The organism is Acidovorax sp. FW305-C-20-28 (genome assembly GCF_058783375.1).
This window is the reverse complement of sequence record NZ_JBYSYM010000047.1, coordinates 1-25,293: the sequence shown is the minus strand read 5'-3', so window position 1 is coordinate 25,293 and position 25,293 is coordinate 1. Positions and strand designations below refer to the sequence as shown.

Genomic DNA, 25,293 nt, shown 5'->3' with positions numbered 1-25,293 from the left:
CAACACATATGAAGCCGATCTGGATAGTAGATGACGACCCCTCGATCCGCTTCGTCCTGGAAAAGGCGCTGGCCCGCGAGAACCTGCCCACGCGCAGCTTCACCCATCCGCGCGAAGTGCTCGATGCACTGGCCGACATCACCGCAGGCGACCCGGCCCGCCAGGCCCCCCAGGTCCTGGTGAGCGACATCCGCATGCCCGGAGGTTCGGGCCTGCAACTGCTCGAAAAAGTCCGCGAACTGCAGCCCGGCCTGCCCGTCATCATCATGACGGCGTACTCCGATCTGGACAGTGCCGTATCGGCCTTCCAGCGCGGGGCCTTCGAATACCTGCCCAAGCCTTTCGACCTGCCCAAGGCGGTGGAGCTGATCCGCCGCGCCGTGGAAGAAAGCCAGCGCGAGGAAGTGACCGAAGAGCGCCAGACCGAGACGCCCGAGATGCTGGGCCAGGCCCCGGCCATGCAGGACGTGTTCCGCGCCATCGGCCGGCTCAGCCAGAGCCAGGTGACGGTGCTGATCACGGGCGAGTCGGGCTCGGGCAAGGAGCTCGTGGCACGGGCGCTGCACAAGCACTCGCCCTGCGCGGACGGCCCCTTCGTGGCCATCAACACCGCTGCCATCCCCAAGGACCTGCTCGAATCCGAACTCTTCGGCCACGAGCGCGGCGCCTTCACGGGGGCGCAGACGCAGCGTCGCGGCCGCTTCGAGCAGGCCGAGGGCGGCACGCTGTTCCTCGACGAAATCGGCGACATGCCGTTCGATTTGCAGACGCGCCTGTTGCGCGTGCTGTCGGACGGCCAGTTCTACCGCGTAGGCGGCCATGCGGCGGTGAAAGCCCATGTGCGCGTGATTGCCGCCACCCACCAGGACCTGGAAAAGCGCGTCAAGGAAGGCGGTTTCCGCGAGGACTTGTTCCACCGCCTGAACGTCATCCGCCTGCGCCTGCCCGCGCTGCGCGAGCGCCATGAAGACGTGCCCATGCTCACGCGCCACTTCCTGCAGCAAAGCGCGCGACAGCTCGGCGTGGAGCCCAAGCGCATTGCCGACGCAGCCCTGGTGCGGCTGGAGCAGTTCGCCTTTCCGGGCAACGTGCGCCAGCTCGAGAACATTTGCCACTGGCTCACTGTGATGGCCCCGGCCCAGGTGATCTCGCTGCAGGACCTGCCGCCCGAGGTGCTGGAAGCCCCGGTGTTCCAGGCGCCTGCGCGCGCCGCCGTGGCCGAAGGCCATGCGGTGGCACCGCAGCCGGTGATTGCCATGCCCGTGGCAGCCATTGCACCCGCGCCCGAAATGGTGGGTGGCCTGCATGCCGTGGCCCCTTCGGCGCCGCAGTTCGTTGCGGCAGCTCCCGCGGCCGCCTGGGCGGCAGACACCATGGCTGCGCCGGCTACCCAGGCCAGCAGCCCCGTGCTGAGCTGGGAGCAGGCGCTGGAAGCCGAGGCGCAGAAACTGCTGTCCGGTGGCCAGCCCGAGGTCTGGGACGCGCTCACGCGCCGCTTCGAGTCGCGCCTGATCCGCACGGCCCTGGTGGCTACCCATGGCCGCCGCATGGAGGCCGCGCAGCGCCTGGGCATCGGTCGCAACACCATCACACGCAAGATCCAGGAACTGGGCCTGGACGCACCCGACGAAGGCTGAGCGGGCCATCGCATCGGCCGCGAACCGCAAGCCCCGGGCCTGTGCCCGGGGCTTTTTTGTTGTTGCGTGGCATTCCTACAGGCGGCGCGCAGCAGCCTGTGTAGCCTGCAGTTTCCTTCCCCCACGCTGAGGACGCCCCATGCACCTCGAAGGCTCCTGCCACTGCCGCGCCGTCCGCTTCTCGCTCGAAGCCGACAGCCCTGTGCCCTTCATGCACTGCCACTGCTCCATCTGCCGCAAGACGGCAGGGGGCGGCGGCTATGCCATCAACCTGGGCGGCGATGCGCGCACGCTCAAGGTCCGGGGCGCGAAGCACCTGGGCACCTACCATGCGGTGATGCGCGAAGAGGGCCAGCGCGCCAGGCGCTCCAAGGCCGAGCGCAAGTTCTGCCTGCAATGTGGCAGCGCGCTGTGGCTGTGGGATCCGCGCTGGCCCGAGCTGGTCCATCCCCATGCCTCGGCCATCGACACGCTTTTGCCCAAGCCGCCGGAAGTCGTCGAAGGCATGCTGGAATTCGTTGCGAACTGGGTGGACGTACCCAAGGGCCGAGGCCACCGGCACTACCAGGCGTTTCCCGATGAATCCCTGGCCGAGTGGCACGCGCGGCATGGGTTGAAGGCGTAGCCGTCAGGCCTGCGCCACCCATCCCCGAAACGCCAGGCCCGCATAGAACAGGCGGATGCCGTCAAAGCCGGCCTGCGCCAGCAGTGCTTCTTCCTCGTCCGGGCCGAGCAGGGGCAGGGCGGTGTCGATGGCCGTGGCGGCGCGCTGGGCTGCCTCTGCATCCACACCCGAGGCCACGGCGAACGCCGCATAGCGTGCCAGCCACTGTGCGCGCTCCTTTGGCGGTGCCAGTGGAAAACTCAGGTGGGCCGTGACCAGGGGCGCTCCGGGCGCGAGGCGTTGGCGGATGGCCTTCAGGGTGGCGAGCCGTTCGTCCAATGGAACGAAATGCAGGGTGAGCAGGCAGGTGGCCGCATCGAAGGGCCCTGCAGGTGCCGTGTGCACATAGCCCTGGTGGAAGTCCACGCGCGCAGCCAGCGGCCCGAGCGTGGCCTGCGCCAGCTGCAGCATGGGCTCGGACGGGTCCACGCCCACGAAGCGCCAATCGGGCTGCGCCTGTGCGAAGACACCCAGTTCGGCGCCGCCGCCTGCGCCGACCACCAGCACCCTGGCCTCGGGCGGCGCACGCTCGGCCAGCAGCACACCGGCCATTTTTTGCAGATCGTCCCAGCCGGGCACAAGGCGGCGGGTGCGGTCGGGGTAGGACGCCACGGCCTGGGGATCGGCAAACGGGGCGTTCGGGTTGTCATGGGTGGAGGAGGTGGACATGCTGGCCCTCATTAAGTAACTTTTATTGTTTCATATGTGGCGGAGCCACTGCAACTCGCGCGTTTCAAGCCCCTGGGGTCGTCGACAATGGGGCTGTTGACCCGAGGACGCATGAAGCCCCCTGCCACGCCCGACATCTCTCCTGCTGCCACCCTGCAGGATCCGGCCCTGCTGCGGCGCCTGCTGCGCTCCAAGGACCGCATGGACGCCGCATCGCACGAGGCCTGGCCGGTGGCCCGGCTGGCCGAGGTGAGCGGGGTGTCCGAGGCGCATTTCGCGCGCTCGTTCAAGCAGGCCTTCGGCGTGCCGCCACACCGCTACCTGCTCACACGGCGCATCGAACAGGCCTCGACCCTGCTGCGCGACACCGACCTGCCCATCACCGACATCGCGTTCGCCACGGGCTGGGAGAGCCTGGGCACCTTCGGTCGCATCTTTCGCGACATCACCGGCAAGAGCCCCAGCGTGCTGCGGCGCGAGGCGCGGGCCGAGGCCGGGCCGCTGGCCAGCGTGCCGGCCTGTGTTCTCAAGGCCGCGGAACGGCCGGACCTCACGATCGCAGTTTTGGAGAAGCGCCGGCGCGCGGCGGACGGTACAAACCGGTCTTCGACAACCCAGGAGATCGAACGATGACGATGACGACCTTGATGAACCCGCCCACCCAGGGCATTGGTGTGGTGGGCGTGTATGTGGACGACCAGGACGCTGCGCTGGCCTTCTACGTGGAGCAGCTCGGCTTTCGCGTGCACACCGATGTGCGCAACGGCAGCTACCGCTGGCTCACGGTGCAGGACCCGGCGCAGCCCTCGTTCCAGCTCGGCCTGTTCACGCCGGGGGCGCCCATGCACGATGAGGCCACGGCGCAGACCCTGCGCGCCATGGTGGCCAAGGGTGCCATGCCACCGCTGGTCTGGCATGTGGCGGACTGCCGCGCCACCTGTGCGCAACTGCGCGAGCGCGGCGTCGAGTTCACCCAGGAGCCCGTGGACCGCTATGGCAATGTGGACGCGGGCTTCCGCGACCCCGCGGGCAACGGCTGGAAGATCATCCAGCGGGCCCAGGAGGGTGTACGGTGAGCGGCCCGGGGCTCTGGCTGCGGCGCAGCCACCGCTGGGTGTCCATCGTGTTCACGCTGACCGTACTGGCCAATTTCGCGGCCATGGGCCTGGGACGGGGCGCGCCACCTGCCTGGATCACCTACGCGCCGCTGGCTCCCCTGGCCGCTCTGCTGCTGACGGGGCTCTATCTGTTCGTACAGCCCTACCTGGCCCGACGGGGTGGTGCATCCGTGCCCCGTTCACATCCGTTCTAGCCGCAGGTGCAGGCCCTGGGCACCATGGCGGGCATGAACTCTTCATCCTGCACTCCGCACCGTCCCGCCTGGCCGCACCAGGCCTTCACCGCACCGTTCACCACCACGGGCCGCTCGGCCCTGGTGCCGCCGCCGCCCTGGCACTATGCGGGCTGGCTGCTCAATGTGGCCTTCCAGTTCGATGCCGGGCGTGCGGCACCGCTGGTGCCGCCGGCGGCAGGCCGGCCGCTGGGTTCGGGCTGTGTGCACTTTGCCGACTGGCAGGCCTGCACCCCGCACGGCAATGAACTGCTGGACCCGGTGCTGGCGCAGTACCGCGAGACCATCGTGGTGCTGGAGGTGGAGCGGCCCGATGGCAGCCGCGCCATGTACTGCCCGGCGATCTGGGTGGACCAGGACATCTCCCTGGTGCGCGGGCTGCTCCAGGGCTGGCCCAAGAAAATCGGCAGCACCTGGCTCACGCGCAGCCTGCCCTTGGACCACCCTGCAGCCGCCCCGCTGCGCGCCGGCAGCCGGCTGGGCGCGAGCCTGGCGGTGAAGGACCGCCGCGTGCTTGAGGCACAGGCCACGCTGACGGGTCAGCCCGGGCGGGCGCTGGGCTTTCTGGGCACGCCCACCATCGGCGCCGTGGGCTGGCCAGACCTGCGGCAGCCCGCGCAGTTGCCGGCCCTGGCGCTGGTGAAGCCTGCCATCGGAGAGCGTGTGGGCAGCGGGTGGCATGCCGCCACAGCCACACTGCAGCTCACGCCGCATCCTGCCGAGGACATCGGCCTGCTGGAGGGCCTGGTGGCGCAGGAGGCCAGCGCGGGCTGGGTGGGCATCACCGTGTCGGGGGCGGTCGATGCCTGAACAGCCGCCTGCCGCCGTGGCGACCCATCTGCGCTCGGAGGTGCAGCGCTTGCGCGTGTTCGACCTGGAGCAGGTGCGCCACCAGCAGCACGGGCAGGAGTGGGTGCCGCACTGGCACGAGGAGTGGTCGTTTGGCGCCATCGTGCGCGGCGAATGCCATTGCAGTGTGGCCGGGCGCCCTTTCGTGGCGCGCACGGGCGATGTGGTCGCCATTGCGCCCGGCGTGGTTCACACGGGGGCATTGAGTGCGCCGCAGTACCGCGGGAGCGTGCTGGTGACCATGCTCTATGTGCCCACCGCATGGCTGCTGCACGAGGGCTTGGAGGCTCCCGCGCGCAGTGGCCTGGTGCACATGCCCCGGTTGGCCGAGCGCGCGCGCAGCCTGGCCGACACGGCCGAGGTGCAGGCCTGGTTGCGGCGCGTGGTACCGGCGTTGCGCCGCAGCCTGCGTGCCAGGCCACCTGCCGTGGAGCCGCCGCTACCGAGTGTGGCAGCGCGTGCGCTGATCGGGCGGGTGCAGGCCGCCGTGGCAAGCGGTGAGGCATCGGTGGCCGGCCTGGCGCGCCACTGCGGCGTGAGCCGGGAGCGCGTTCACCGTGTGCTCACGCAATGGGTGGGCATGGCGCCGGGGGAGTACCTGCGGGCGGTGCGCCTGCACCGGGCGCGGCAGATGCTGCTGGCGGGCGAGCCGGCGGCATCGGTCGCGGTGGAGTGCGGCTTTGCCGACCAGGCGCACTTCACGCGCTGGTTCCGCCGCTCCTTCGGGTACACGCCGGGGGACCTGCTGCAGGCTGCTGTTCGCGGCTGACCAGCGCGGCCGCCGCAGGGCAGGCACAATCGCCCGGCGGCAGGGCCTTGGCCTTGCCGGTTGTCGGACTTTTGCGCCACGCCCCCCTTTGTTGACCGATGCCCGCGCCCGCACTGCGCGCGGGCGCCTCCTTTCTCTTCATGCAATCGCCGCTGCCCGTCTTTGCCCTGTTGTTCAATGCCTTGGTGTGGGGCCTGGCCTGGTGGCCGTTCCGGGTGATGCACGGGGCGGGCCTGCACCCGCTGTGGGCCACGGCCACGATGTACGCCCTGGTGCTGCTGGGCCTGCTGGCGCTGCGGCCGGGCATCCTCGCGCAGGTGCGTGAGCACCCGGGGCTGTGGCTGCTGGCGCTGGCCTCGGGGTTCAACAACGTGGCCTTCAACTGGGCCGTGACGGTGGGCGACGTGGTGCGCGTGATTTTGCTGTTCTACCTCATGCCCGCCTGGGCGGTGCTGCTGGCCTGGCGCATCCTGGGCGAGCGGCCCACGCCCATGGCCATCGCGCGGCTGACCCTGGCGTTCGCGGGCGTGGTGCTGGTACTGCTGCCCGAGGGCACCTCGCCCGCGCGCCTGCTGCAGAACCTGTCCATGGCCGACGGGCTGGCGCTGATGGGCGGCTTCATGTTCGCGCTGGTCAACGTCACCGTGCGCCGCCTGCATGCCGTGCCGGGCCAGGCGCGCATGTTCGCCATGTTCGGCGGCTGCATGCTCATGGCGCTGCTGGCGGGCGTTGTCGGCCTGCAGTTCGGCGTGGTGGAGGCCTTCCCGGCCTTCAACGCCACCTGGGCCGTCACGGCGTTGCTGCTCTCGGGCGTGCTGATGCTGGGCAACTGGGCGCTGCAGTTCGGCGCTTCGCGCCTGAAGGCGGGCACCACGGCGGTGGTCATGCTCTCCGAGGTGGTGTTCGCCAGCGTGTCCTCGGTGCTGCTGTCGGCCTCGCAGCTGGAGGCGCGTACGGTGCTCGGGGGCTCGTTGATCCTGCTGGCGGCACTGCTGGCGTCGTTGCGGCGTTAGTGTGCTGTCCCGCAAATAAGTGGTACTAAAACCGCGTCTTTCACGCCATGGCTGCGTTGCAAATCCTCGCGATAGCACCGGCTATCGCTGCGGTTTGCGCCTTGCCATGGCGCGAAATCCATCGGTTTTATGTGTACCACCTATTTGCGGGACAGCACACTAGCCTGGCAAACGCGCTGCGGCGCGTTTGAGCGCTGCAGCGAACGCCAGCGCTGCGGGCTTGGGCTGGGTGCCGCGGCGCGACACCAGGTACAGGTCCAGGTGCGCCACGGGCTCGCGCAGCATGGCCACGCCCAGGCCCTGGCGCAGGCACTCCTCCATGGCGAAGGAGGGGATGACGGCATGCCCCCGGCCGGCGCGCACCATGCCGATGATGGTGCCCAGAAGGTTCATGCGCGGGCGCTCTTCGTGCGTGCGGCCCAGGCGCGAGAGCTGCTTTTCGATCACCACCTGGATCGGGTTGCCCGAGGGCAGGCTCACCAGGGGCAGGCCGGCCAGGCTGCTCCACGGCAGGCTCTCGGTGAGGCCGCTGGTGCCGGCACCGGGCGGGCTGATGCGCATGAGCCGGAACTTGCACAGCGGCTGGCGCGACAGGCCCACGGCGGGCTTGACGAAAAAACCGAAGCCGATGTCGGCCTCGCCTTCCAGAACCTCCTGGCGCACGGTGCCCACCTCCACGTCGGCCAGATGCACCTGCACCCCGGGGTGGGTGTCGGCGAAGCCGCGCACCACGTCGGGCAGCAGGCTGGCCGAGATCATGGGCGTGGCCGCCACCCGCAGGCGCGAGCGCACGGCCGCCTCGCTGCCGTCGAGCACGGAGCCCAGCGTGCGCAGTTCGCCCACGATGCGCTCAGCCACGGGCTGCAGCCGCCGGCCCGCATCGGTCAGCGTCAGCGAGCGCGTGGTGCGATCGAACAGGCGGGCGTCCATCTGTTCCTCCAGCTCCTTGACCAGCATGCTCATGCCCGAGGGCGACAGGTGCACCTGCTCGGCCGCCTTGGCAAAGCTCTGCAGCCGAGTCACCTCCAGGAAGGCATGCAGCTGGCGGCTGCTCACATTCATCAGCTTTGTTGACGAATTCATCAGAAATTTCCGTTTGATTCACATCAAGACTGTCGTTGTAGTTGTGGTCCAACTTCCAAGGAGACAAACGACATGGCCTTTTCATCCCCGATGGCGACCCGCCGGCGCCTGGTGCTCGGCGCCCTGGCCACGGTGGTCGCCCCCTTGGTCCGTGCGCAGGGCAGCGGTGCGGATACGCCCGTGCGCCTGGTCGTGCCCTTCACGCCCGGCACGGGGATCGATCTGATCGCGCGCCAGATCTCGGTGCCGCTGTCCGAGCGGCTCAAGCGCCCCTTCTTTGTCGACAACAAGGCCGGGGCCTCGGGCATCATCGGCACACAGGAAGTGGTGCGTGCGCCGGCCGATGGCACCACCTTGCTGGTCAGCGTGAACACGCTGGTGATGAACATGGCGCTGTACCCCAAGCAGGGCTTCAACCCGCTGACCGACCTGCAGCCCGTGGCCCAGACCAGCTGGGGCCAGCTGCTGCTGGTGGCCAGCGAGGCCTCGAAGGTCCAGTCGCTCAAGGAGCTGATCGAGCGCGCCAAGGCCAAGCCCGGCGCGCTCAACTACGGCTCGCCCGGTGCCGGCACGCCGCACCACCTGGCCATGGAGCTGCTCAAGAACCGCGCCAAGGTCTCGCTCACGCACATCAGCTACCGCGGCACGGCACCCGCGGTGACCGACCTGCTGGGCGGCCAGATCGACGCCATGTTCCTGCCCATCCACGTGGCCCTGCAGCATGTGAAGGCAGGCAAGCTCAAGGCGCTGGCCATCAGCTCCGACACGCCCCACCCGCTGCTGCCCGAGGTGCCTTCGCTGAACAGCCTGAAGGTGGGCGACCTGAATGTGGACATGTGGTACGGCGTGTTTGCACCGGCTGGTACGCCGCGTGCCTATGTCGAGCGGCTGAACACGGAGCTACGCGACCTGCTGGCCCAGCCCGCCGTGGCCAAGGCCTTCGAGACCCAAGGCATGACGCCCGCCCACAGCACGCCCGATGCCTTCAAGAAGCTGGTTGCGGCCGACGCCAAGCGCTGGTCCGACCTGATCAAGGCCCAGGGCATCACGGCAGAGTAATGAAGGCATTGAACGCAATGAACAAGGAACAAGCCATGGCCCCACACCAGGACGCCGAGGTGGTCATCGTCGGCGGCGGCCCTGTGGGTATGGGCCTGGCGATCGAGCTGGGCCAGCGCGGCGTGCGCACCATCGTGGTGGAGCGCTATGCGCAGCCCCAGCCCATTCCCAAGGGCCAGAACCTGACCCAGCGGACCATGGAGCATTTCCACTTCTGGGGGGCCGAGGCGCAGCTGCGCGCGGCACGCACCATCCCCAAGGAATACGGCATTGGCGGCCTCACCGCGCACGGCACGCTGCTGGGCCCGCACAGCTACGACTGGCTGCAGCGCGACCTGGTCAAGCCCTATTACTTCACCGGCAACGAACGCCTGCCCCAGTACGCGACCGAGGCCGTGCTGCGCGAGCGTGTGGCGCAGCTGCCCTCGGTGCAGACCGTGTACGGCTGGGAGGCCAGGGCCGTGGTGCAGGACGCCGACGGGGTGTCCATCACCATCGCCGAGCGCGGCGGCAGTGGCGGCGAGCGCGTGCTGCGCAGCGCCTACGTGGTGGGGTCGGACGGCGCCCGTTCGCTGGTGCGCGAGCAGGGCGGCATCACCCAGACCCGCACCGACCACGACCGCATGATGGTGCTGCTGGTGTTCCGTTCGCACGGGCTGCACCAGCTGCTCGAGCGCTATCCCGGCAAGTCCTACTACAACGTGCTGCAGCCCGAGCTCAAGGGCTACTGGAAGTTCTTCGGCCGCGTGGACCTGGGAAGCACCTGGTTCTTCCACGCGCCCGTGCCACCGGGCACCACCAAGGACAACTTCGACTTCACCGCCTACCTGAAGGACGCGGTGGGAGCTCCGTTCGACGTGGAGTTCGAGCACATCGGCTTCTGGGACCTGCGCTTCATGCTGGCCGACCGCTACCGCCAGGGCCGGGTCTTCGTGGCCGGCGATGCGGCGCACAGCCACCCGCCCTATGGCGGCTATGGCGTGAACTCGGGGCTCGAGGATGCGCGCAACCTGGGCTGGAAGCTGGCCGCCACCCTGCAGGGCTGGGGCGGCGAGCGCCTGCTCGACTCCTACGACGCCGAGCGCCGCCCGGTGTTCGCGTCCACCATCAGCGACTTCATCGCCAAATCCATCGACACGGACCGCGAATTCCTCGACGCCCATGACCCGGCGCGCGACAAGGCTGCCTTCGAGGCTGCATGGAACGCGCGCGCCCAGGGTGCCGTGGGCGAGGTGCATGCCTTCGAGCCGCATTACGAGGGCTCGCCGGTGGTCTGGGACAGCGCTGGCCGCGCCAGCAGCGCCAAGGGCTCGCACCGCTTCGATGCGCGCGCTGGCCACCACCTGGCGCCAGCGCTGCTGCCCTCGGGCCGCAATGTGTATGAGGAGCTGGGCACCGGTTTCACCCTGCTGGCGTTCGGTGCCGGTGCACAGGAGGTCCAGGCCTTCCGTGACGCCGCTGCGGCGCAGTCACTGCCGCTGGCGGTGGTGCAGGTGCAGGCTGCGGGCGAGCACGAGCGCTACAACGCCCGGCTGGTGCTGGTGCGGCCGGACCAGTTCGTCGCCTGGGCCGGCAGCGGTGCCGAGGTGGGGGGCGACCAGGCCCGCGAGGTGCTGCAGGTGGCGTCAGGCGTACCGGTCGAGGTGGCGGCGACCGCCTGAGCGCAGTTACGGCTTTTTCTTCTGCAAGGCCTTCAGCCGCGCCCGCTGCTCGGGTGTCGTGCTGGGGGCGTACAGGCGCCCGACCAGGGCCTGCTGCCATTCGTCGCCGTGCTCGGGCCAGGTCTCGATCAACTGGGTGAGGCCTTCCACATCTTCTGAATGCACCAGCGCGCGTACGCGCTGGGCGAACGGTGACAGCGGTGGTGGTGGAGGGGGCTCGGGGGCCGGCTCCCGCATCACCGGCTGGGCGCCGGGGCGAAAGGGATCGCGCCCTTCGCGCATGAAGCGGCGTATCGCCTCTGCCGAGATCATGCTGCCCGGCTCGTCCGCATCCTCGTCATCAAACTCGAACAGTTCGGGATCCAGATACCCGTCCCAGTTCTCGTGCGCATTCCACTCGCAGATGGGCAGGTGGTAGCCGCCTTCGGCATGCATGTCATGGTCCAGGGTGATGAAGGCGCGGCCATGCATGGCACCGTTGATCACCAGACTGCCATCGTTGTATTCGCCATAGATGATGTTGGCCACCTTCACATTGCCCATCACGCGCATGTGGCTGTCGCCGTGGCCGAAGCTGGTGGCATGGATGCTGCCGCTGACCAGTGTCTGCCCGGGGTAGGTGTAGGTGAGCTGGCTGAACACGCCGTCGACCTGCACGTCGCCTTCCACGATGACGCCCGCATGCAGGCCGAGGTCGGCGATGCGTTCCAGGTCGAAGTGCGTGTGCCAGTGCAGCCCGTGGCGGAACCACGCCAGCCTGCGGGGCTGGCCACGCAGCTCGTCGGCGCCGTTGATGGCCAGGAAGGGCTCGAGCAGCGGGTGCGGGATGCGCGCGTCGCCGAACAGCTCGTCGGCCACACTGCCCTCGGCCACCGGCAACGACGGGTTGCAGGGCACGAAATCCCGCTCTTGCCATTCCTTCTGCAGGCGCTGGTAGTGGGCTTGCGCCTTGGCGGCCGTGCCATAGGTGGCGTTGAGCACCAGGCAGGGTTGTCCGATGGTGCCGCTGCGCACGCGCAGGCGCGTGCCGCCTTCGTGCAGCAGCAGCTCGATGAACTCGCCGCGTTCGGCCGATTCGAGATGGCAGCTTGCAGGGGTGTCGGGGGAACTCATGCGGCATTGTCCATGCCGCAGCCTGCGCTTCCCAGAAGGGCACCCCTGCCATCTGTTTCAGGCTGTTGCGGTGGGGGCTGAATGCAGTCTCCCAAGGGGCCGTATGTCCTACACCGGCACCCTCTGCATGCCGACTCAGGGGGGCAGGAGGGCCTTCCACAATGAATCCATCGTTCAACCAACCGGAGACCTCTCATGGCCGATTTTCACGATGCCAACCGCGATCCCCTGACCAATGAACCTGGCGCCCACCCTGTGGGTACCGGCGTGGGCGCTGCGCTGGGTGGCGCCGCCGCGGGCGCTGCTGCCGGCGCTTTCGGTGGTCCGGTGGGCGCTGCCGTCGGCGGTGTTGCTGGCGCCGTAGCCGGTGGGCTGGCGGGCAAGGCCGCTGGCGAAGCCGTCAACCCCACCAACGAAGACGCCTACTGGCGCGAGAACTACGAACGCGAGCCCTATTTTGTCGGCGGCCGCACCTACGACGAATACCGCCCCGCTTACGAACTGGGCTGGAGTTCGGTCGGCCGTTACGAAGGCGACTACGACGCCATCGAGCCCCGCTTGGCCGACGACTGGCGCGCACGCCATGGCGATGCCGGTCTGGCCTGGACCGACGCCCGCCCGGCCACCCGCGCCGCCTACGAGCGTGCCTATGGCAGCCGCCCCCTGGAGGTCGCCGGTGACATCGACAACGACGACGTGATCGACACGCTCAACGACCTGCTGGAATCGGCGCGCGATGGCGAATACGGCTTCCATGCCAGCGCCGAGCATGCCGACTCGGGCCAGCTCAAGGGCATCTTCCAACGCCATTCGCGTGAATGCGCGGCCGCTGCCGCCGAGCTGGAGCGCGAGATCCGCGCCCGCGGCGGCGAGCCCGCCAGCGGCGGTACCGTGGCCGGCGCGTTGCACCGGGGCTGGGTGTCCGTGAAGACGGCGTTGTCCACGCAGGACGACAAGGCCGTGCTCGAAGAGTGCGAGCGTGGCGAGGACGCTGCGGTGGCCCGCTACCGCAAGGCCCTCAAGGCCAACCTGCCGCAGGACCTGCGTGCCCTGGTGCAGCGCCAGGCCGATGGCGCCCAGCGCAACCACGACGAAGTGAAGGCCCTGCGCGACAGCTTCATCCCCGCGCGCTGACCGCTGCGTTCGCCGGCCCGACTGGCCTCCTGCCTGCCTGTACGCAGGCGTGCAGGGAACAGGCGGGCTGCCACTGTGAGGACCGTGGCCGCGCCCTGACCAGAACAACAGCGCCGCCGCCGCTCCCCCGCTACCGCCGCCCTGGGTTTGCGCCCATGGCGGCGGTGTGCGTTGGGGGCTTCACTTGGGGCCGAAATGCACCACGGCAAAGTCGATGAAGCTGCGCAGCTTGGGCGTCACCCGGCGGTCGGGCGCATAGACCAGGTGCAACGGACGCGAGGGCACGCGGTAGCCGGGCAGCACCTCCACCAGGCGTCCATCGGCCAGCGCATGCTGCACGGCATCCATCGGTTGCAGGATGATGCCCAGGCCGGCCAGGGCGGCGTGCACCAAGGGCTCGCCGTGGTCGGCAACCAAGCGGCTGTGCACGGCCACGGTGACGCGGCCCTCGGGGCCGTCGAAGCCCCAGTGCGTGCGCAGCTCGGTGTGGGCAAAGCCCAGGCATTCGTGCTGCTGCAGATCGGCGGGGATTACCAGTGGTGGGGCATGGGCCTGCAGGTAGGCCGGGGAGGCACAGGCCACCAGCCGGTAGGGCGCGAGCGCCCGGGCGATGAGCCCGCTGTCCTGCAGCACGCCGACGCGGAACACTGCGTCATAGCCTTCGTCCACCAGGTCCACCGCGCGGTTGGAGGTGGTGAGTTCCACCTCCACCTGCGGGTGCGCCTGCATGTAGCCCGGCAGAAGGGGTGCCAGGGAGTGGATGCCAAAACTCACCGGTGCGTTGATGCGCAGCCGCCCGCTGGGCACGGCGCGGGCCTCGGCCGCCAGTTGTTCGGCCTGCTCCAGCTCGGCCAGGATCAGGCGGGCACGCTCCACATAGGCGCGGCCGAAATCCGTGAGGCTTTGCCGCCGCGTCGTGCGGTGCAGCAGGCGCACGCCCAGGTGCTGCTCCAGCGCCTTTATGTGCTTGCCCACGAACTGCGGCGACATCTGCAACGCATCGCCCGCGGCGCGGAACGAGCCCAGTTCCACCGCCTTGACGAAGACAGCCATGCCTGTGAAGCGGTCCATTGCAATCCATTGGTTTCCAATTTAAAAACATTCTAGGCATTTATCTGAATTTGGTTTGAATTGACACTGGCTTCCTCGTTTCAACACCGCAATGAAGGAAAGGAAGAAGCCATGACAACCACAGCAAGCCTCCCGAAGATCGCCGTTCTGGGCGCAGGCAATATGGGCGCCGGCCTGGCCCGGGCATGGGCCGGTACCGGCGCCACCGTCGCGATCGGTGCGCGCGATGCGGGCAAGGCCCGGGCGCAAGGACTGGGCGATGTGCCGGTGCTGGCCATGGAGGCTGCCGTGGCGCAGGCCGATGTGGTCGTGCTGGCGCTGCCCCATGGCGCCAGCGTGCAAGTGCTGCAGGGCCTGCCGGCCTCGGCGCTGCAAGGCAAGGTGCTGGTGGATATCAGCAACCCGGTGACGCCCGACTTCCAGGGCCTGCAACTGGGTACCACCACCTCGGCGGCCGAAGCCATCCAGGCCGCTGCACCGGGCGCGTACGTGGTCAAGGCCTTCAATACCATCTTCGCGCAACTGCTGGCGCCCGAGGCGCGCCAGGGCAAGGCCCCGGTGCAGGTGTTCGTGGCGGGCGACGACGTGGGGGCCAAGGACCGCGTGCAGGAGCTGGCGCGCGCGCTGGCCTTCGAGCCGGTGGACGCCGGCCCGCTGCGCAACAGCCGCTATCTGGAGCCTCTGGGTGGCATGAACATCCAGTTCGGCTTTTTCCTGGGTTGGGGGCCGACCACGGCGCCCGCCTGGGTGCGCACCTGAACCGCCAGGCCAGCGTCCTGTTCACCCACCCAAGGAGAAACTTCCATGAACCAGCACCCCTTGTCTCGCCGCGGCCTGGTCGCCGTGGCCACCGTCGCCTCCCTCGCTGCAGGGCTGGGTCTTGCCACCGTGCCTGCGCATGCGGCCGGCGGCGCCGACACCGCGGCCATCCGCCAGACCCTGCAGCGCTACGAAGAAGCGCTCAACCGCTCCGACACCGCAGCCATCATGCAGCTCTACACCGACGACGGCGTGCAGATGGCGCCCGATGCGCCGGCCGCCACCGGACGCGAGGCGCTGCGTGCCGCCTATGCCGCCACCTTCCAGGCGATTGCGCTGCAGCTCGCCTTCACGGTCGATGAGGTCCAACTGCTGGGCAAGGACACGGCCCTGCTGCGCAGCCATTCCACGGGCACGCTCAAGGTCCAGGGGCAAGCCCAGCCTGCAGGTCCGGCCGCGTTCAAGGAACTGTTCGTGCTGCGCAAGCAGCGTGACGGGCAGTGGAAGTTCTCGCACTACGCGTTCTCGGCGGCACCGGCCAGGCCCTGACTGCTGGCATGCCGGCACAATGCGGCTGTTCTGCCGCATCTCCAACCCCACGCCATGACCACCATCCACCTGCGCCCGGAACTGCCTGGCGACGCATCGGCCATCGAGGCCGTGACCGTTGCCGCCTTCGAGCATGCACCGCATACCTCGCACACCGAGCAGTTCATCGTGCGCGAATTGCGCGCCCGCGGGGAGTTGGCGGTCTCGCTGGTGGCGGTGGAGCAGGGCGCCGAGGTGGATGGGGACCTGGACGGCGAGGTGCAGGGCGTCGAGCACATCGTCGGGCATGTGGCCATCTCGCCCGTCACCGTTGACCCCTCTCCCGCGGGCGGCGGCTGGTATGGCCTGGGGCCCATCTCGGTGGTCCCGGCCTGCCAGGGCCGGGGCATCGGCGCGCAGCTGATGCGCCAGGCCCTGGCGCAGCTGCAGGCGCTGCCAGGGGCTGTGGGTTGCGTGGTGCTGGGGGACCCGGCCTACTACACGCGCTTCGGCTTTCGGGCCGAGCCGGCGCTGGTGCTGCCCGGCGTGCCGCCCGAGTACTTCATGGCCCTGGCCTTCGCGGGGCCGGTGCCCGCTGGCACGGTGAGGTACAGCGAGGCGTTCGAGGCGAAGGAATAAGAGAGGAGGGGGGGCTACCCCAGCGTGACCACCACCGGTGCGTGGTCGCTGGGCTGCGGGTTCTTGCGCGGGGCGCGGTCCACCACGCAGGCCGTGACGCTGCCGCGCAGGGCTTCGCTGACCAGGATGTGGTCGATGCGCAGGCCCCGGTTCTTCTGGAAGCCCAGCATGCGGTAGTCCCACCAGGAGTAGATCTTCTCGGGCTGCTCGAACATGCGGAAGGCGTCGGTGAGGCCCAGCTCCAGCAGGGCCTTGAAGTGGTTGCGCTCTTCGGTCGTGTGGTGGATGGTCTCGCGCAGGCCCACGGGGTCGTAGGAGTCGCGGTCTTCCGGTGCCACATTGAAGTCACCCACCAGGGCCAGGCGCGGGTGGGCTGCCATCTCGGCGCGCACCAGGTCCTGCAGTGCCTGCAGCCAGCGCATCTTGTAGGCAAACTTTTCCGAGCCCGGCTCCTGGCCGTTGACGAAATAACCGTTGATCAGGCGCAGCGGACCGGTGGGCGTGTCCAGCGTGGCGATGATCACGCGCGCCTGCTCGTCCTCGTGCGCGGGGATGTTGCGCACCACGTCGGCCAGGGGGTGGCGGCTCAGGATGGCCACGCCGTTATAGGTCTTCTGGCCAAAGGCCACGGCCTCGTAGCCGGCCTCCTTGAAGGCGTCGTGCGGAAACTTGTCGTCGGTGAGTTTCAGCTCCTGCAGCCCGATGGCATCCACCGGGTTGGCGGCCAGCCAGGCCAGCACCTGGGGCAGGCGCACAGAGAGGGAGTTGACGTTCCACGTCGCGATCTTCATCACCATCATCGGTCCTTGCTTGTTCAATCTCGGTCGCTCGCAGCGACTGCGCTGGGGTGCATCCTATCCTCGATTGACAAGCAGGGCTCCGAGGGGCCATCGAACTGAAAAACTGCATATCCATTGCATATGCAGATGCCCTGAAAATACTATTGGATTTGATGACGCCACAGGCTTATCGTTGCGCCAAATTAAAACGCTGGAGACAAGCCTTGCCATTCGATTCCATGCCCCCGCCCCCGGACAGGTAGCCGCCTGTCTGCGCCCGTGCGGGGCTTGCGCCGCCGCCTGAGCCGCCAGCCCGAGGCCGCCTGCCGGGCCTCGTGGATTTTCCCCCGTTCCCAACCCCCACTTCGTATTCCGTACCCGGAAGGCATCGCCATGTCCACGCCCAAAGCATCCCACGTCCTGCAGCAAATCTTCATCCTCGCCACCGGCAACGCCGCATCCGATCCTTTGCTTGCCGAGTTCGAGGCGGTGGTGGCCGCCGATGGCCACTACGGCCGGGTGGCAGCGGCCTTCGAGGCGGCCATGGGCCAGATGGCCGCCAGCCGGGGCGCGGGCGGCGTCATTCAGCAACTGGCGCTCAATGGCCTGGGAGTGGTGCTGTCGGCCAATGACGGCCTGGCCATCGCGCGCCTGGCGCAGGAGCAGGGCCTGACCACCTGGGCCAAATTGATGGACTTCCTGGTCAACGCCGATGGAGGGATCTACACCGCGCTGGACCACCGTGCCGAAGCGGCCAATGCCTTCAACAGCGCACTGGCCAGCCAGAACAAGGGGGCCCTCTTCTCCGGGCAGGGCGTGGCGACTGCGGTGCACACCCTGCTGCAGGGCATTGGCGCCAGCGATGCCAGTGCAGCGGCAGGCATCAGCGGCGTGCAGGCGCTGGCTGCACGGCTCAGTACCGCCGGCATCCAGGGCCGTGTGGCCGATGGGTATGTGAAGGGCGCCACTGTGTTTGCCGACGCCAATGGCAATCACAAGCTCGATGCGGGCGAGTGGTCCGCCACCACCGATGCCGCGGGCGGCTTCACGCTGCCGGCCAATGTGCAAGGGACCTTGGTGGCCACGGGTGGCACCGACCTGCTCACGAACAAGGCCTTCAAGGGCATGCTCACCGCGCCGGCCGGCAGCACGGTGGTGAACCCCCTCACGACCCTGGTGCAGGCGCTGCTGGACAAGGGCGGCGCCACCACCACGGTGGAGCAGGCCACGGCCTTGCTCGCCAAGGCGCTGGGCCTGCCGGCCAGCGTCAACCTGCTCACCTACGACCCGCTGGCCGTGCTGGCCAGCAGCAGCGCCAGCGCCGCCGACAAGGCCGTGGCGCTGGGCTACCAGAAGGTGGCGGTGGCGCTGGTGAATGTGATCGGCATCGGTGCGGCCGCGCTGGACGCGGCCGAGGCCAAGGCAGGGCAGCCGGGCGTGGCCACGCCGCACGCGGGCCAGCCGGGTGCGGCGGCGGGCACGCTGATCGCGTCACTGGCGGACGCCATCGCCAGTGCCGCGGGCACAAGCGGTGGCGTGGCGAACCTTTCGGACGCCGCCTTTCTGCGTGCCATCGTCGCGGATGCCGCGGGGGACTATGGCCTGCGGCTGGATGCCACCAGCCTGGACAACATCAGCAAGGTGGTGGACGCTGCCAACGATGCGGTCAGTGCCGCCGGCAACGTGGCTGTGCTGGGCCAGGTGGCCGCTGCGGCCGCCGATGCGGCAGGCTCGGTGGCCACGGGCAATTTCCAGGCGGCGGTCAACGGCTACACCGGCGCTGCCTTCACGGCCGCGGTGCAGCAGCAGGCCGTGGGGGAACTGGCGCCCGGTGTGTCCGCAGGCCAGGGCAGCAATCCACCCGCGCCACCGGCATCCGGTGGTGGCGGTGGCGGCGATGCCCCAGGCCCCGGGGACACGCAGGCTCCCACGCTGGCCATCACGAGTTCCGCAGCGGCGCTCAAGACCGGGGGTACCGCGACCATCACCTTCACCTTCAGCGAAGACCCGGGCAGCAGCTTCACCGCGGCGGACATCACGACGTCCGGCGGTACGTTGGGAGCGCTGAGCGGAACGGGCCTGGTGCGCACGGCCACGTTCACGGCCACGGCATCGGTCAACCTGGACACGGGCGGCCACATCGCCGTGGCCAAGGACAGCTACAGCGACGCGGCCGGCAACAAGGGCGCAGCCGCCGCCGTGGACATCGCCACGGTGTTCAACCCGGTGCTGTTCGTGGGCAACAGCGCGACCTTCGCGCGCATCGACCCGGCCATGTCGTACAACACCTACGACGCGGCGACCAATCCCTTTGGCGTGCACGACCTCACCTCGCCGGCCAATGGCGGCACCTTCACCAACCTGACCGGGGCCAACCTGTACGAACCGCATCCCTGGGGCGGCGTGGCGGGCCTGTTCGACAAGTTCGCCGACCAGGTGGGCCTGGGCTACGACGTGTCGCTGTCCACCCGCAATGCGGCCACGCTCAAGGGCCACTACCTGAACTCCTCGGCCGCAGGCTGGGACATGCGCGGCAACATCGCCAGCCAGAAGTGGGAGCTGGTGGTGCTGCAGGACCAGACGGACGAACCCCTGCCCTCGGGCTCGGGCAGCATTACCTTTGCCGCAGGTAGCGCAACGGCCAACCTGGTGATCACGCCCAGGGCCGATGGTGCCAAGGAGTACGACGAGACCCTGGCGCTCAAGCTGGCCGCTTCGGCCGGAAACTACCGCGTGGGCACCAGCTCCGCCATCGGGACCACCATCCTCAACGACGACCCCGATGCGCCCGCAACCAACCCGGCCCTGGCCACGGTGTCGCTGGCGGCAAGCCCCGGCCAGGTGACGGAGGACGGCACGGCCAACCTGGTCTTCACCTTCACGCGCACCGGATCCACGGCCAGCGACCTGACCGTGACGTTCACGGCGTTCCGCGACGGGTCCACGTCGCCATCGGTCTCGACCACCGTCAACGCGAGCCAGGACCTGGAGATGTACAACACCACGACCGGTGCGTTCTCCGCGGCAGGCGGCGCTGGCACATCGCCCTACCGCTTCACCAGCGGCAGCGGCTTTGCCAGCAGTTCGGACACCGGGGCGCCCACCACCACGGGCAGCGTGTCCTTCACCTCCAACACGGGCACCATCGTCATCAAGGCGGGGCAGACCTCGGCCAGCATCACGCTGGACCCGCATGTCGACGGCACGGTGGAGGCCGACGAGGCGATCCGCCTCACGCTGACGCACCCGACCACCGGCACGGACTACAACCTGGGCACGCTCGGGGCCGTGAGTGGCACCATCGTCAACGACGACTTCGCGGCCGGTACCGACACCAGCCTGCCCAACATCACGCTGGGCCTGAGCTCGGCTGCGGGCGTCTACGAGAACGCCGGCCAGAACCTGGTCTACACCTTCACGCGCAGCGGCGACACCAGCTCTGCGCTCACGGTGAATTTCACGGCCGACGGCACGGCCACGTACTTCGCGGCCGATCCGGCCAAGTCGGACTTCGGCATCTCCGCCAATGCCACGCTGACCACCACCTCGGGTGCCAATGCCGACATCGGCGAGTTCCAGAAGTACGCTACGGCGATCGAGAACTTCGTGCACACCGGCGCGGCCGACACCACCACCCAGCCCGGCACCACCATCGCGGGCAACCCGAATGCGGACGCCTCGACCGACATGTACCTCTACGCCACCTGGGCGCGGCCCGACATGGTGGCGGGTGCCTACGACATGCTCACCTCGCGCACGCTCAATGCCGCGGGCGCCTACGAGGGCTCGGGGGCCATTAGCCAGTCGGACACGCAGGCCACGGCCTATTACCTGTCGCTGGAGGGCATGACCACCGACCTGCAGAATGCCTACGCCAACCTGGCCGCCGTCAACCCGGACTTCAAGGGCGTGGCGCCGGTGGGCACAGCCTTCATGACCGCCGTGCAGAATGGCCTGGCGATCCGCGACCCCTATACCGAGGCGGGCGGCACCAGCGTCGCCGGCGGCGGCAAGGTCAACCTCTGGCACGACGACAACCTGCACGCCAGCAAGTACGGCTCCTACCTGTCGGGCCTGGTGCTGTTCGAGACCCTCACCGGCCTCGATGCGCGCTCGCTGGGGGCGGGTGACAAGGTGGCGAGCGACCTGGGCATCGACGCGGCCACCGCCGTGGCGCTGCAGAAGGTGGCCTCGGCCACGCTGGGCTTCGACCAGTCCTACCAATGGAGCGCACCTGGCAAGGTGGCCGACCTGGGCGGCAGCAACGCCGCGGCCACGCTGGCCACGGCCGGCGGCTTCAGCTTTGCCGACCCCGCGTTTGCGGCGCACACCGTGAGCGTCACGCCCACGGCGGGCGCTTTGGGCACGCTGACCGCGCAACTGCGCTCCGACGGCCACACCGGCCAGGTCAACTGGCTCTACACCGTGGGCAACCAGACCATCGACCCGCTGCTCACTGCCGGCCAGCAGCGCCACGACCAGTTCACGGTGACCCTGGACGACGGTCATGGGCATGTGAGCACACGCCTGGTCGACATCACCCTGGTGGGTACCGCTGTCATTTGAGAAGGGGGCGGCGATGCGCAGCAAGCTGTGCTCCGCGTCACAGCCTTGGAAGCCGCACAGGCCTATTATTTCCTTGCCGGCCTCCAAGCGGCATCCCCTCTTGCGACAAGCAAGTTGCTGCCCGCCTTCGTGCGGGCTTTTTTTTGCGGCTGGGCTGGTGTTCTGTCCCGTAAATAGATGCCAAAAATAAAACCGATGGATTTCGCGCCAGGGCGAGGCGCAAACCGCAGGGATAGCCGTAGCTATCGCGAGGATTTGCAACGCGGCCCTGGCGTGAAAGACGCGGCTTTATTGGCATTTATTTGCGGGACAGGACACCAGGGGCGACTTCCGTGAACTTCTGCGCGCTGCGCGATTCAGAACGCGTGACGCATACCAAAGGAACAACGAAGCATGAGCAAGACATTCAGATCCATGGCCGCCGCACTGCTGCTGGCAGGTGCTTCGGGCGCGGGCATGGCCGCAGGCGGGTCGCTGGACGGCGTCTACCAGTGCGCGGTGGCCGGCACCGGCGTGTTCATCACGGTCAGCGGCCAGCCCAGCGGTCCCTCGATGTTCACCATCGCAGCCCTGGGTCCGGCGAATGCACTCTATGGCTACGGCATGGGCACGGCCACGGCCTCGTCGTTCACGGGCACCACCAGCTTCAACCTGCCGTTCACCCTGTCGGTGAGCCAAGGCAACCTGATCGGCAGCATGGGCGTGCTGCAGGGCAGCACTCCCGCCCAGCTGCCGGTGAACTGCGCCAAGCTGTTCTGAGCCTGTCCGGGCAACGGGCTTGCCCGCTCAGTCCTTTCGCCGCTCCAGCGTCACGAAGCTGAAGGGCAGTCCATTCGTGGAGGTATGCGTGCTGCGCGCCGTCTCGTGCCAGCCCGCGTCGAGCACCGGGGCATGGGCGTCGCCCTCGAAGTCCTGCGCAATCTCGGTGAGCTCGATGCGGTCGGCCAGGGGCTGGGCCTCGGCGTAGACCTGGGCGCCGCCGATCACCCACACCGTCTGGCCGGCGCTCGTGTGCCGCAGGGCGTCCTGCAGGCTGGCGGCACGTACGGCGCCTTCGGCAGACCAGTCGGCCTGGCGGGTGATGACGATGTTGGTGCGGCCGGGCAGCGGGCGAAAGCGTGGGGGCAGCGAGTCCCAGGTCTTGCGGCCCATGACAACTGGGCAGCCCTGGGTGAGCGACTTGAAGTGCGCCATGTCTTCGGGCAGGTGCCAGGGCAGGCGGTTGTCCTTGCCGATCACGCCGTTGGCGGCGCGTGCGTAGATCATGTGCAAAGGCATGGCGTCTCGCTTTCTTGCTAGATGTGCAGCGCGGCCAGGGCGCCCACCACCACGCCGATGCCGGCCACGCCGTACATGCCGTACTCCAGCCACTTCTTGCGCGTGAGCAAGGCAATGGCGGCGAGCGCGATCGCGACCTGCAGTGCCGTGGTGGCCTGGGCCCAGCGGTGGTGCTGGTGCATCTGCTCTTCGCTCTGGCGGTCGAACTTGTGGCTGTCGGCCTCGAGCTTTTCAGCGACGACCTTGATCTCGTTCTTTTCGCTCTCGTAGCGGTCCACCTTGGCCTGGTAGGTGGCCTTGCGGTCTTCGGGTGCCAGGTCGCGGGCCAGCTCGGCCAGGGACTGCTTGGTGCTCTTGGACTGGAAGTAGTTCCACTGGTTGGAGGCCTCGGTCTTCTTGATGGCCGCATCGTTCTTGAGCAGGCCGGCATTGGCCTGGGTGGCCCCGCCCATGTACGCGAAGATCGCGCCCACCGTGGCCACGATGGCCGTGAACATCGCGATCTTGCTCATCGACGAGCCGCCGTTTTCGCTGCCGTGGCTGACTGCGTGGTCGTCGCCATGGCCGTGGCCCTGGGCCGCATGCTCCACTGCGTGGTCGTGGGGGCCGTGTACGTGAAATCCTCCGGAAGACATGGTGGGTGCTCTTTGTAGTAGTGGTTTAAGGGAAACGGGAATGCAGGGCAAGGCAGGCTGCAGCCGCGCCGTGGACTGCCTTGGCTGGTGCGGGGCGGGGGCAGGTCAGACGGCGACCGGTGCCTTGATGGCAGGGTGGCACTGGTAGTCCAGCACCTCGAAGTCTTCGTACTGGTAGTCGAAGATGCTGTCCGGCCGGCGCTTGATGTGCAGCGTTGGGTAGGGGTAGGGCGTGCGGGCCAGCTGGGTCTGCACCTGCTCGTGGTGGTTGCTGTAGATGTGGCAGTCGCCGCCGGTCCAGATGAAGTCGCCCACGTCCAGATCGCACTGCTGGGCCACCATGTGGGTCAGCAGCGCATAGCTGGCGATGTTGAAGGGCACGCCGAGGAAGATGTCGGCGCTGCGCTGGTAGAGCTGGCAGCTGAGCGTGCCGCGGACACCGGGCTCCTGCGCGGGCGCCACGTAAAACTGGAAAAAGGCATGGCAGGGCATGAGCGCCATCTTGTTCAGATCGGCCACGTTCCAGGCGCTCACGATGATGCGGCGCGAGTCGGGGTTGGTCTTGAGGGTCTTGATGACGTCGCTGATCTGGTCGATGTGGCCGCCGTCGGGCGTGGGCCAGCTGCGCCACTGCACGCCGTACACGGGGCCCAGGTCGCCGTCTTCGCGCGCCCATTCGTCCCAGATGGTGACGTCGCGTTCCTTGAGCCAGTTGTTGTTGCCCGAGCCGGTGAGGAACCACAGCAGCTCCTGGATGATGGAGCGCAGGTGCACCTTCTTGGTGGTGACCAGCGGAAAGCCTTCTTTCAGGTCGAAGCGCATCTGGTGGCCGAACACGCTGGTCGTGCCCGTGCCCGTGCGGTCGGACTTGTGCACGCCCTGCGTGAACACATGGCGCATGAAGTCCTCGTACTGGGAGCGCACGGGGCGGGTTGGCTGGGCAGAAGGCTGGGTCATGGAGTCGCTCGCGGTGGGGCGCTGGGCCATCATCAAGGGAAGGCCGTTGCCGACTGCGGATTTTATGCGGAGCGGAGCCATCGGGCATTCATCGGGCATTGGCGTATCGTTCGTCCATGACCTCTTCTTCTGCCTCCATCACCATCCGCCCGCTCGAACCTGCCGACTGGCCCACCGTCTGGCCCATCCTGCGCACCACCTTCCAGGCCGGCGATACCTATGCCTTTGCGCCCGACAGCAGCGAGGCCGAGATCCACAAGGCCTGGGTGGAGCTGCCGGCGGCCACCTTCGTGGCCTGTGGAACGGACGGCGAGATCTTGGGCACCTACTTCATCAAGGCCAATCAGGCCGGGCTGGGTGCCCATGTGTGCAACTGCGGCTATGTGGTGGCGCCGGCCGCTCAAGGGCAGGGGGTGGCCTCGCTGATGTGCGAGCACTCGCAGCGCCAGGCCGTGGCCATGGGCTTTCGGGCCATGCAGTTCAACCTGGTGGTGGCCAGCAATGTGCGCGCCGTGCGCCTGTGGCAGCACCTGGGTTTTGCCATCGTGGGCACGTTGCCGGGGGCCTTCAGGCACCACGCACTGGGCTATGTCGATGCCCATGTGATGTTCAAGACATTGGTGGCCTGAGCCGCGGGCGCGGCCAAAACAAAAAGGGCTCCCGCATGGGAGCCCTTTTTGCTGAGGGGTGGGGAAACACTTCCACATGGTGGCGGTGCCCACGACCGTGAAACACCACCACCATGGGAAGGCCCGCAACTGGCGGGCCTTGTCTTGAAGGCCCTTGTTCTTACAGGGCGCTGATTTCGCCCGAAGGGATCTGGCCCAGGCGCACGGCTTCGGCAGCCGCTGCGCGCACGGCAGCGCGGTCAGCGGTGGACTTGTAGGTCACGACGCGCGAACCAGCAGGTTCCTGGCTGCGGGTCTGTGCCACGTTGGCGGCTTCGGCAGCCACTTCAGCGCGGGTGCGGTTCGTATCGAACTTCAGGGCGAACTGCGAAGAGTCGGCTTCGTCAGCGTGGGCGCCAAAGGCAGAGAAAGCAGCCACAGCGGCGATGGAGAGGATGCGAGCGGTCTTGT

At 68.3% G+C, this 25,293-nt stretch carries 26 protein-coding genes; 17 read left to right on the top strand and 9 right to left on the bottom strand.

Annotated features, from left to right (window positions below; genetic code table 11):
* Positions 1–8 precede the first annotated feature (8 nt).
* Both ntrC and AC3WOH_RS31985 read left to right on the top strand, forming a co-directional pair.
* Positions 9–1,637 (top strand): nitrogen regulation protein NR(I), encoded by a 1,629-nt coding sequence (gene ntrC, locus AC3WOH_RS31990; RefSeq protein WP_492233370.1) that lies wholly within the window; start codon positions 9–11, stop codon positions 1,635–1,637.
* A 139-nt stretch (positions 1,638–1,776) separates the two neighbouring features.
* The gene (locus tag AC3WOH_RS31985; protein ID WP_492233369.1) at positions 1,777–2,262 is read left to right on the top strand and encodes a GFA family protein; all 486 of its coding nucleotides are present in this window, start codon (positions 1,777–1,779) and stop codon (positions 2,260–2,262) included.
* 3 nt (positions 2,263–2,265) lie between these two features.
* Here the strand turns inward: AC3WOH_RS31985 and AC3WOH_RS31980 are convergent, their stop codons facing one another.
* Positions 2,266–2,970 carry a class I SAM-dependent methyltransferase gene (locus AC3WOH_RS31980; protein ID WP_492233368.1) on the bottom strand — a complete coding sequence of 235 codons (705 nt, stop codon included), beginning with the start codon at positions 2,968–2,970 and terminating at the stop codon, positions 2,266–2,268.
* A 111-nt stretch (positions 2,971–3,081) separates the two neighbouring features.
* Here AC3WOH_RS31980 and AC3WOH_RS31975 point away from each other — a divergent pair, with 111 nt between their 5' ends.
* The 6 genes from AC3WOH_RS31975 (at position 3,082) to AC3WOH_RS31950 (ending at position 6,952) form a co-directional block, all read left to right on the top strand.
* The gene (locus tag AC3WOH_RS31975; RefSeq protein ID WP_492233367.1) at positions 3,082–3,603 is read left to right on the top strand and encodes a helix-turn-helix domain-containing protein; all 522 of its coding nucleotides are present in this window, start codon (positions 3,082–3,084) and stop codon (positions 3,601–3,603) included.
* Positions 3,600–4,046 carry a VOC family protein gene (locus AC3WOH_RS31970; RefSeq protein ID WP_492233366.1) on the top strand — a complete coding sequence of 149 codons (447 nt, stop codon included), beginning with the start codon at positions 3,600–3,602 and terminating at the stop codon, positions 4,044–4,046. Before AC3WOH_RS31975 ends, AC3WOH_RS31970 begins: the two co-directional genes overlap by 4 nt.
* Positions 4,043–4,282 carry a hypothetical protein gene (locus tag AC3WOH_RS31965; RefSeq protein WP_492233365.1) on the top strand — a complete coding sequence of 80 codons (240 nt, stop codon included), beginning with the start codon at positions 4,043–4,045 and terminating at the stop codon, positions 4,280–4,282. The genes AC3WOH_RS31970 and AC3WOH_RS31965 overlap by 4 nt, the downstream gene beginning before the upstream one ends.
* A gap of 33 nt (positions 4,283–4,315) precedes the next feature.
* Complete coding sequence (locus tag AC3WOH_RS31960) at positions 4,316–5,131, top strand: acetoacetate decarboxylase family protein (protein WP_492233364.1); 816 nt, start codon at positions 4,316–4,318, stop codon at positions 5,129–5,131.
* A 16-nt stretch (positions 5,132–5,147) separates the two neighbouring features.
* Positions 5,148–5,939 (top strand): helix-turn-helix transcriptional regulator, encoded by a 792-nt coding sequence (locus tag AC3WOH_RS31955; RefSeq protein ID WP_492233363.1) that lies wholly within the window; start codon positions 5,148–5,150, stop codon positions 5,937–5,939.
* Positions 5,940–6,079: 140 nt separating this feature from the next.
* Entirely contained in the window at positions 6,080–6,952 is an 873-nt protein-coding gene (locus AC3WOH_RS31950) for an EamA family transporter (RefSeq protein WP_492233382.1), read from the top strand.
* A 159-nt stretch (positions 6,953–7,111) separates the two neighbouring features.
* Here AC3WOH_RS31950 and AC3WOH_RS31945 read toward each other — a convergent pair whose 3' ends face one another.
* A complete protein-coding gene (locus tag AC3WOH_RS31945; protein WP_492233362.1) occupies positions 7,112–8,035 on the bottom strand; it encodes a LysR family transcriptional regulator in 924 nt (307 codons plus the stop codon).
* Between the two features lie 72 nt (positions 8,036–8,107).
* Here AC3WOH_RS31945 and AC3WOH_RS31940 point away from each other — a divergent pair, with 72 nt between their 5' ends.
* Together AC3WOH_RS31940 and AC3WOH_RS31935 are read left to right on the top strand one after the other, a co-directional pair.
* The gene (locus AC3WOH_RS31940; RefSeq protein ID WP_492233361.1) at positions 8,108–9,094 is read left to right on the top strand and encodes a Bug family tripartite tricarboxylate transporter substrate binding protein; all 987 of its coding nucleotides are present in this window, start codon (positions 8,108–8,110) and stop codon (positions 9,092–9,094) included.
* A 35-nt stretch (positions 9,095–9,129) separates the two neighbouring features.
* Positions 9,130–10,755 carry an FAD-dependent monooxygenase gene (locus tag AC3WOH_RS31935; protein WP_492233360.1) on the top strand — a complete coding sequence of 542 codons (1,626 nt, stop codon included), beginning with the start codon at positions 9,130–9,132 and terminating at the stop codon, positions 10,753–10,755.
* A gap of 6 nt (positions 10,756–10,761) precedes the next feature.
* Here the strand turns inward: AC3WOH_RS31935 and AC3WOH_RS31930 are convergent, their stop codons facing one another.
* Positions 10,762–11,868 (bottom strand): hypothetical protein, encoded by a 1,107-nt coding sequence (locus AC3WOH_RS31930; RefSeq protein ID WP_492233359.1) that lies wholly within the window; start codon positions 11,866–11,868, stop codon positions 10,762–10,764.
* A 195-nt stretch (positions 11,869–12,063) separates the two neighbouring features.
* Between AC3WOH_RS31930 and AC3WOH_RS31925 the strand changes: the two genes are divergently transcribed.
* A complete protein-coding gene (locus AC3WOH_RS31925; RefSeq protein WP_492233358.1) occupies positions 12,064–13,002 on the top strand; it encodes a ferritin-like domain-containing protein in 939 nt (312 codons plus the stop codon).
* A gap of 180 nt (positions 13,003–13,182) precedes the next feature.
* Here the strand turns inward: AC3WOH_RS31925 and AC3WOH_RS31920 are convergent, their stop codons facing one another.
* On the bottom strand, positions 13,183–14,073 hold the full coding sequence (locus AC3WOH_RS31920; RefSeq protein WP_492233357.1) for a LysR substrate-binding domain-containing protein: 891 nt from the start codon (positions 14,071–14,073) through the stop codon (positions 13,183–13,185).
* A gap of 111 nt (positions 14,074–14,184) precedes the next feature.
* On the opposite strand from AC3WOH_RS31920, the gene AC3WOH_RS31915 reads away from it, so the two are divergent.
* Genes AC3WOH_RS31915 through AC3WOH_RS31905 form a run of 3 tightly spaced genes read left to right on the top strand, consistent with a single transcriptional unit; the run spans position 14,185 to position 15,999 of the window.
* On the top strand, positions 14,185–14,832 hold the full coding sequence (locus tag AC3WOH_RS31915) for an NADPH-dependent F420 reductase (protein ID WP_492233356.1): 648 nt from the start codon (positions 14,185–14,187) through the stop codon (positions 14,830–14,832).
* 45 nt (positions 14,833–14,877) lie between these two features.
* Positions 14,878–15,381 (top strand): YybH family protein, encoded by a 504-nt coding sequence (locus AC3WOH_RS31910; protein ID WP_492233355.1) that lies wholly within the window; start codon positions 14,878–14,880, stop codon positions 15,379–15,381.
* A gap of 54 nt (positions 15,382–15,435) precedes the next feature.
* The gene (locus AC3WOH_RS31905; protein WP_492233354.1) at positions 15,436–15,999 is read left to right on the top strand and encodes a GNAT family N-acetyltransferase; all 564 of its coding nucleotides are present in this window, start codon (positions 15,436–15,438) and stop codon (positions 15,997–15,999) included.
* 14 nt (positions 16,000–16,013) lie between these two features.
* On the opposite strand, the gene xth is transcribed toward AC3WOH_RS31905, so the two are convergent.
* Positions 16,014–16,790 (bottom strand): exodeoxyribonuclease III, encoded by a 777-nt coding sequence (gene xth / locus AC3WOH_RS31900; RefSeq protein ID WP_492233353.1) that lies wholly within the window; start codon positions 16,788–16,790, stop codon positions 16,014–16,016.
* Between the two features lie 381 nt (positions 16,791–17,171).
* On the opposite strand from xth, the gene AC3WOH_RS31895 reads away from it, so the two are divergent.
* Both AC3WOH_RS31895 and AC3WOH_RS31890 read left to right on the top strand, forming a co-directional pair.
* On the top strand, positions 17,172–21,344 hold the full coding sequence (locus tag AC3WOH_RS31895; RefSeq protein WP_492233352.1) for an Ig-like domain-containing protein: 4,173 nt from the start codon (positions 17,172–17,174) through the stop codon (positions 21,342–21,344).
* Between the two features lie 393 nt (positions 21,345–21,737).
* Positions 21,738–22,103: a hypothetical protein gene (locus AC3WOH_RS31890; RefSeq protein WP_492233351.1), complete on the top strand. Its 366-nt coding sequence runs from the start codon at positions 21,738–21,740 to the stop codon at positions 22,101–22,103.
* Positions 22,104–22,130: 27 nt separating this feature from the next.
* On the opposite strand, the gene AC3WOH_RS31885 is transcribed toward AC3WOH_RS31890, so the two are convergent.
* The 3 genes from AC3WOH_RS31885 to AC3WOH_RS31875 form a co-directional block, all read right to left on the bottom strand.
* Entirely contained in the window at positions 22,131–22,622 is a 492-nt protein-coding gene (locus AC3WOH_RS31885) for a dihydrofolate reductase (protein WP_492233350.1), read from the bottom strand.
* A 17-nt stretch (positions 22,623–22,639) separates the two neighbouring features.
* A complete protein-coding gene (locus AC3WOH_RS31880; RefSeq protein WP_492233349.1) occupies positions 22,640–23,257 on the bottom strand; it encodes a DUF4337 domain-containing protein in 618 nt (205 codons plus the stop codon).
* Between the two features lie 105 nt (positions 23,258–23,362).
* Positions 23,363–24,214 carry a thymidylate synthase gene (locus AC3WOH_RS31875; RefSeq protein WP_492233348.1) on the bottom strand — a complete coding sequence of 284 codons (852 nt, stop codon included), beginning with the start codon at positions 24,212–24,214 and terminating at the stop codon, positions 23,363–23,365.
* Positions 24,215–24,330: 116 nt separating this feature from the next.
* Between AC3WOH_RS31875 and AC3WOH_RS31870 the strand changes: the two genes are divergently transcribed.
* Positions 24,331–24,843, top strand: a complete 513-nt coding sequence (locus AC3WOH_RS31870) for a GNAT family N-acetyltransferase (RefSeq protein ID WP_492233347.1) — start codon at positions 24,331–24,333, stop codon at positions 24,841–24,843.
* Positions 24,844–25,003: 160 nt separating this feature from the next.
* Here the strand turns inward: AC3WOH_RS31870 and AC3WOH_RS31865 are convergent.
* The coding region (locus AC3WOH_RS31865) for a DUF4148 domain-containing protein (protein ID WP_492233346.1) at positions 25,004–25,293 on the bottom strand (290 nt) is incomplete at its 5' end.

Bases quoted from the DNA above. Each gene is read 5' to 3' on its own strand.
- ntrC (WP_492233370.1), top strand. From the start codon at position 9: ATGAAGCCGATCTGGATAGTAGATGACGACCCCTCGATCCGCTTCGTC.
- AC3WOH_RS31960 (WP_492233364.1), top strand. From the start codon at position 4,316: ATGAACTCTTCATCCTGCACTCCGCACCGTCCCGCCTGGCCGCACCAG.
- AC3WOH_RS31880 (WP_492233349.1), bottom strand. From the start codon at position 23,257: ATGTCTTCCGGAGGATTTCACGTACACGGCCCCCACGACCACGCAGTG.
- AC3WOH_RS31885 (WP_492233350.1), bottom strand. From the start codon at position 22,622: ATGCCTTTGCACATGATCTACGCACGCGCCGCCAACGGCGTGATCGGC.
- AC3WOH_RS31975 (WP_492233367.1), top strand. From the start codon at position 3,082: ATGAAGCCCCCTGCCACGCCCGACATCTCTCCTGCTGCCACCCTGCAG.
- AC3WOH_RS31920 (WP_492233357.1), bottom strand. From the start codon at position 14,073: ATGGACCGCTTCACAGGCATGGCTGTCTTCGTCAAGGCGGTGGAACTG.
- AC3WOH_RS31950 (WP_492233382.1), top strand. From the start codon at position 6,080: ATGCAATCGCCGCTGCCCGTCTTTGCCCTGTTGTTCAATGCCTTGGTG.
- AC3WOH_RS31895 (WP_492233352.1), top strand. From the start codon at position 17,172: ATGTCCACGCCCAAAGCATCCCACGTCCTGCAGCAAATCTTCATCCTC.
- AC3WOH_RS31940 (WP_492233361.1), top strand. From the start codon at position 8,108: ATGGCCTTTTCATCCCCGATGGCGACCCGCCGGCGCCTGGTGCTCGGC.
- AC3WOH_RS31985 (WP_492233369.1), top strand. From the start codon at position 1,777: ATGCACCTCGAAGGCTCCTGCCACTGCCGCGCCGTCCGCTTCTCGCTC.
- AC3WOH_RS31910 (WP_492233355.1), top strand. From the start codon at position 14,878: ATGAACCAGCACCCCTTGTCTCGCCGCGGCCTGGTCGCCGTGGCCACC.
- AC3WOH_RS31945 (WP_492233362.1), bottom strand. From the start codon at position 8,035: ATGAATTCGTCAACAAAGCTGATGAATGTGAGCAGCCGCCAGCTGCAT.
- AC3WOH_RS31980 (WP_492233368.1), bottom strand. From the start codon at position 2,970: ATGTCCACCTCCTCCACCCATGACAACCCGAACGCCCCGTTTGCCGAT.
- AC3WOH_RS31930 (WP_492233359.1), bottom strand. From the start codon at position 11,868: ATGAGTTCCCCCGACACCCCTGCAAGCTGCCATCTCGAATCGGCCGAA.
- AC3WOH_RS31905 (WP_492233354.1), top strand. From the start codon at position 15,436: ATGACCACCATCCACCTGCGCCCGGAACTGCCTGGCGACGCATCGGCC.
- AC3WOH_RS31915 (WP_492233356.1), top strand. From the start codon at position 14,185: ATGACAACCACAGCAAGCCTCCCGAAGATCGCCGTTCTGGGCGCAGGC.
- AC3WOH_RS31935 (WP_492233360.1), top strand. From the start codon at position 9,130: ATGGCCCCACACCAGGACGCCGAGGTGGTCATCGTCGGCGGCGGCCCT.
- AC3WOH_RS31875 (WP_492233348.1), bottom strand. From the start codon at position 24,214: ATGACCCAGCCTTCTGCCCAGCCAACCCGCCCCGTGCGCTCCCAGTAC.
- AC3WOH_RS31970 (WP_492233366.1), top strand. From the start codon at position 3,600: ATGACGATGACGACCTTGATGAACCCGCCCACCCAGGGCATTGGTGTG.
- xth (WP_492233353.1), bottom strand. From the start codon at position 16,790: ATGAAGATCGCGACGTGGAACGTCAACTCCCTCTCTGTGCGCCTGCCC.
- AC3WOH_RS31870 (WP_492233347.1), top strand. From the start codon at position 24,331: ATGACCTCTTCTTCTGCCTCCATCACCATCCGCCCGCTCGAACCTGCC.
- AC3WOH_RS31890 (WP_492233351.1), top strand. From the start codon at position 21,738: ATGAGCAAGACATTCAGATCCATGGCCGCCGCACTGCTGCTGGCAGGT.
- AC3WOH_RS31925 (WP_492233358.1), top strand. From the start codon at position 12,064: ATGGCCGATTTTCACGATGCCAACCGCGATCCCCTGACCAATGAACCT.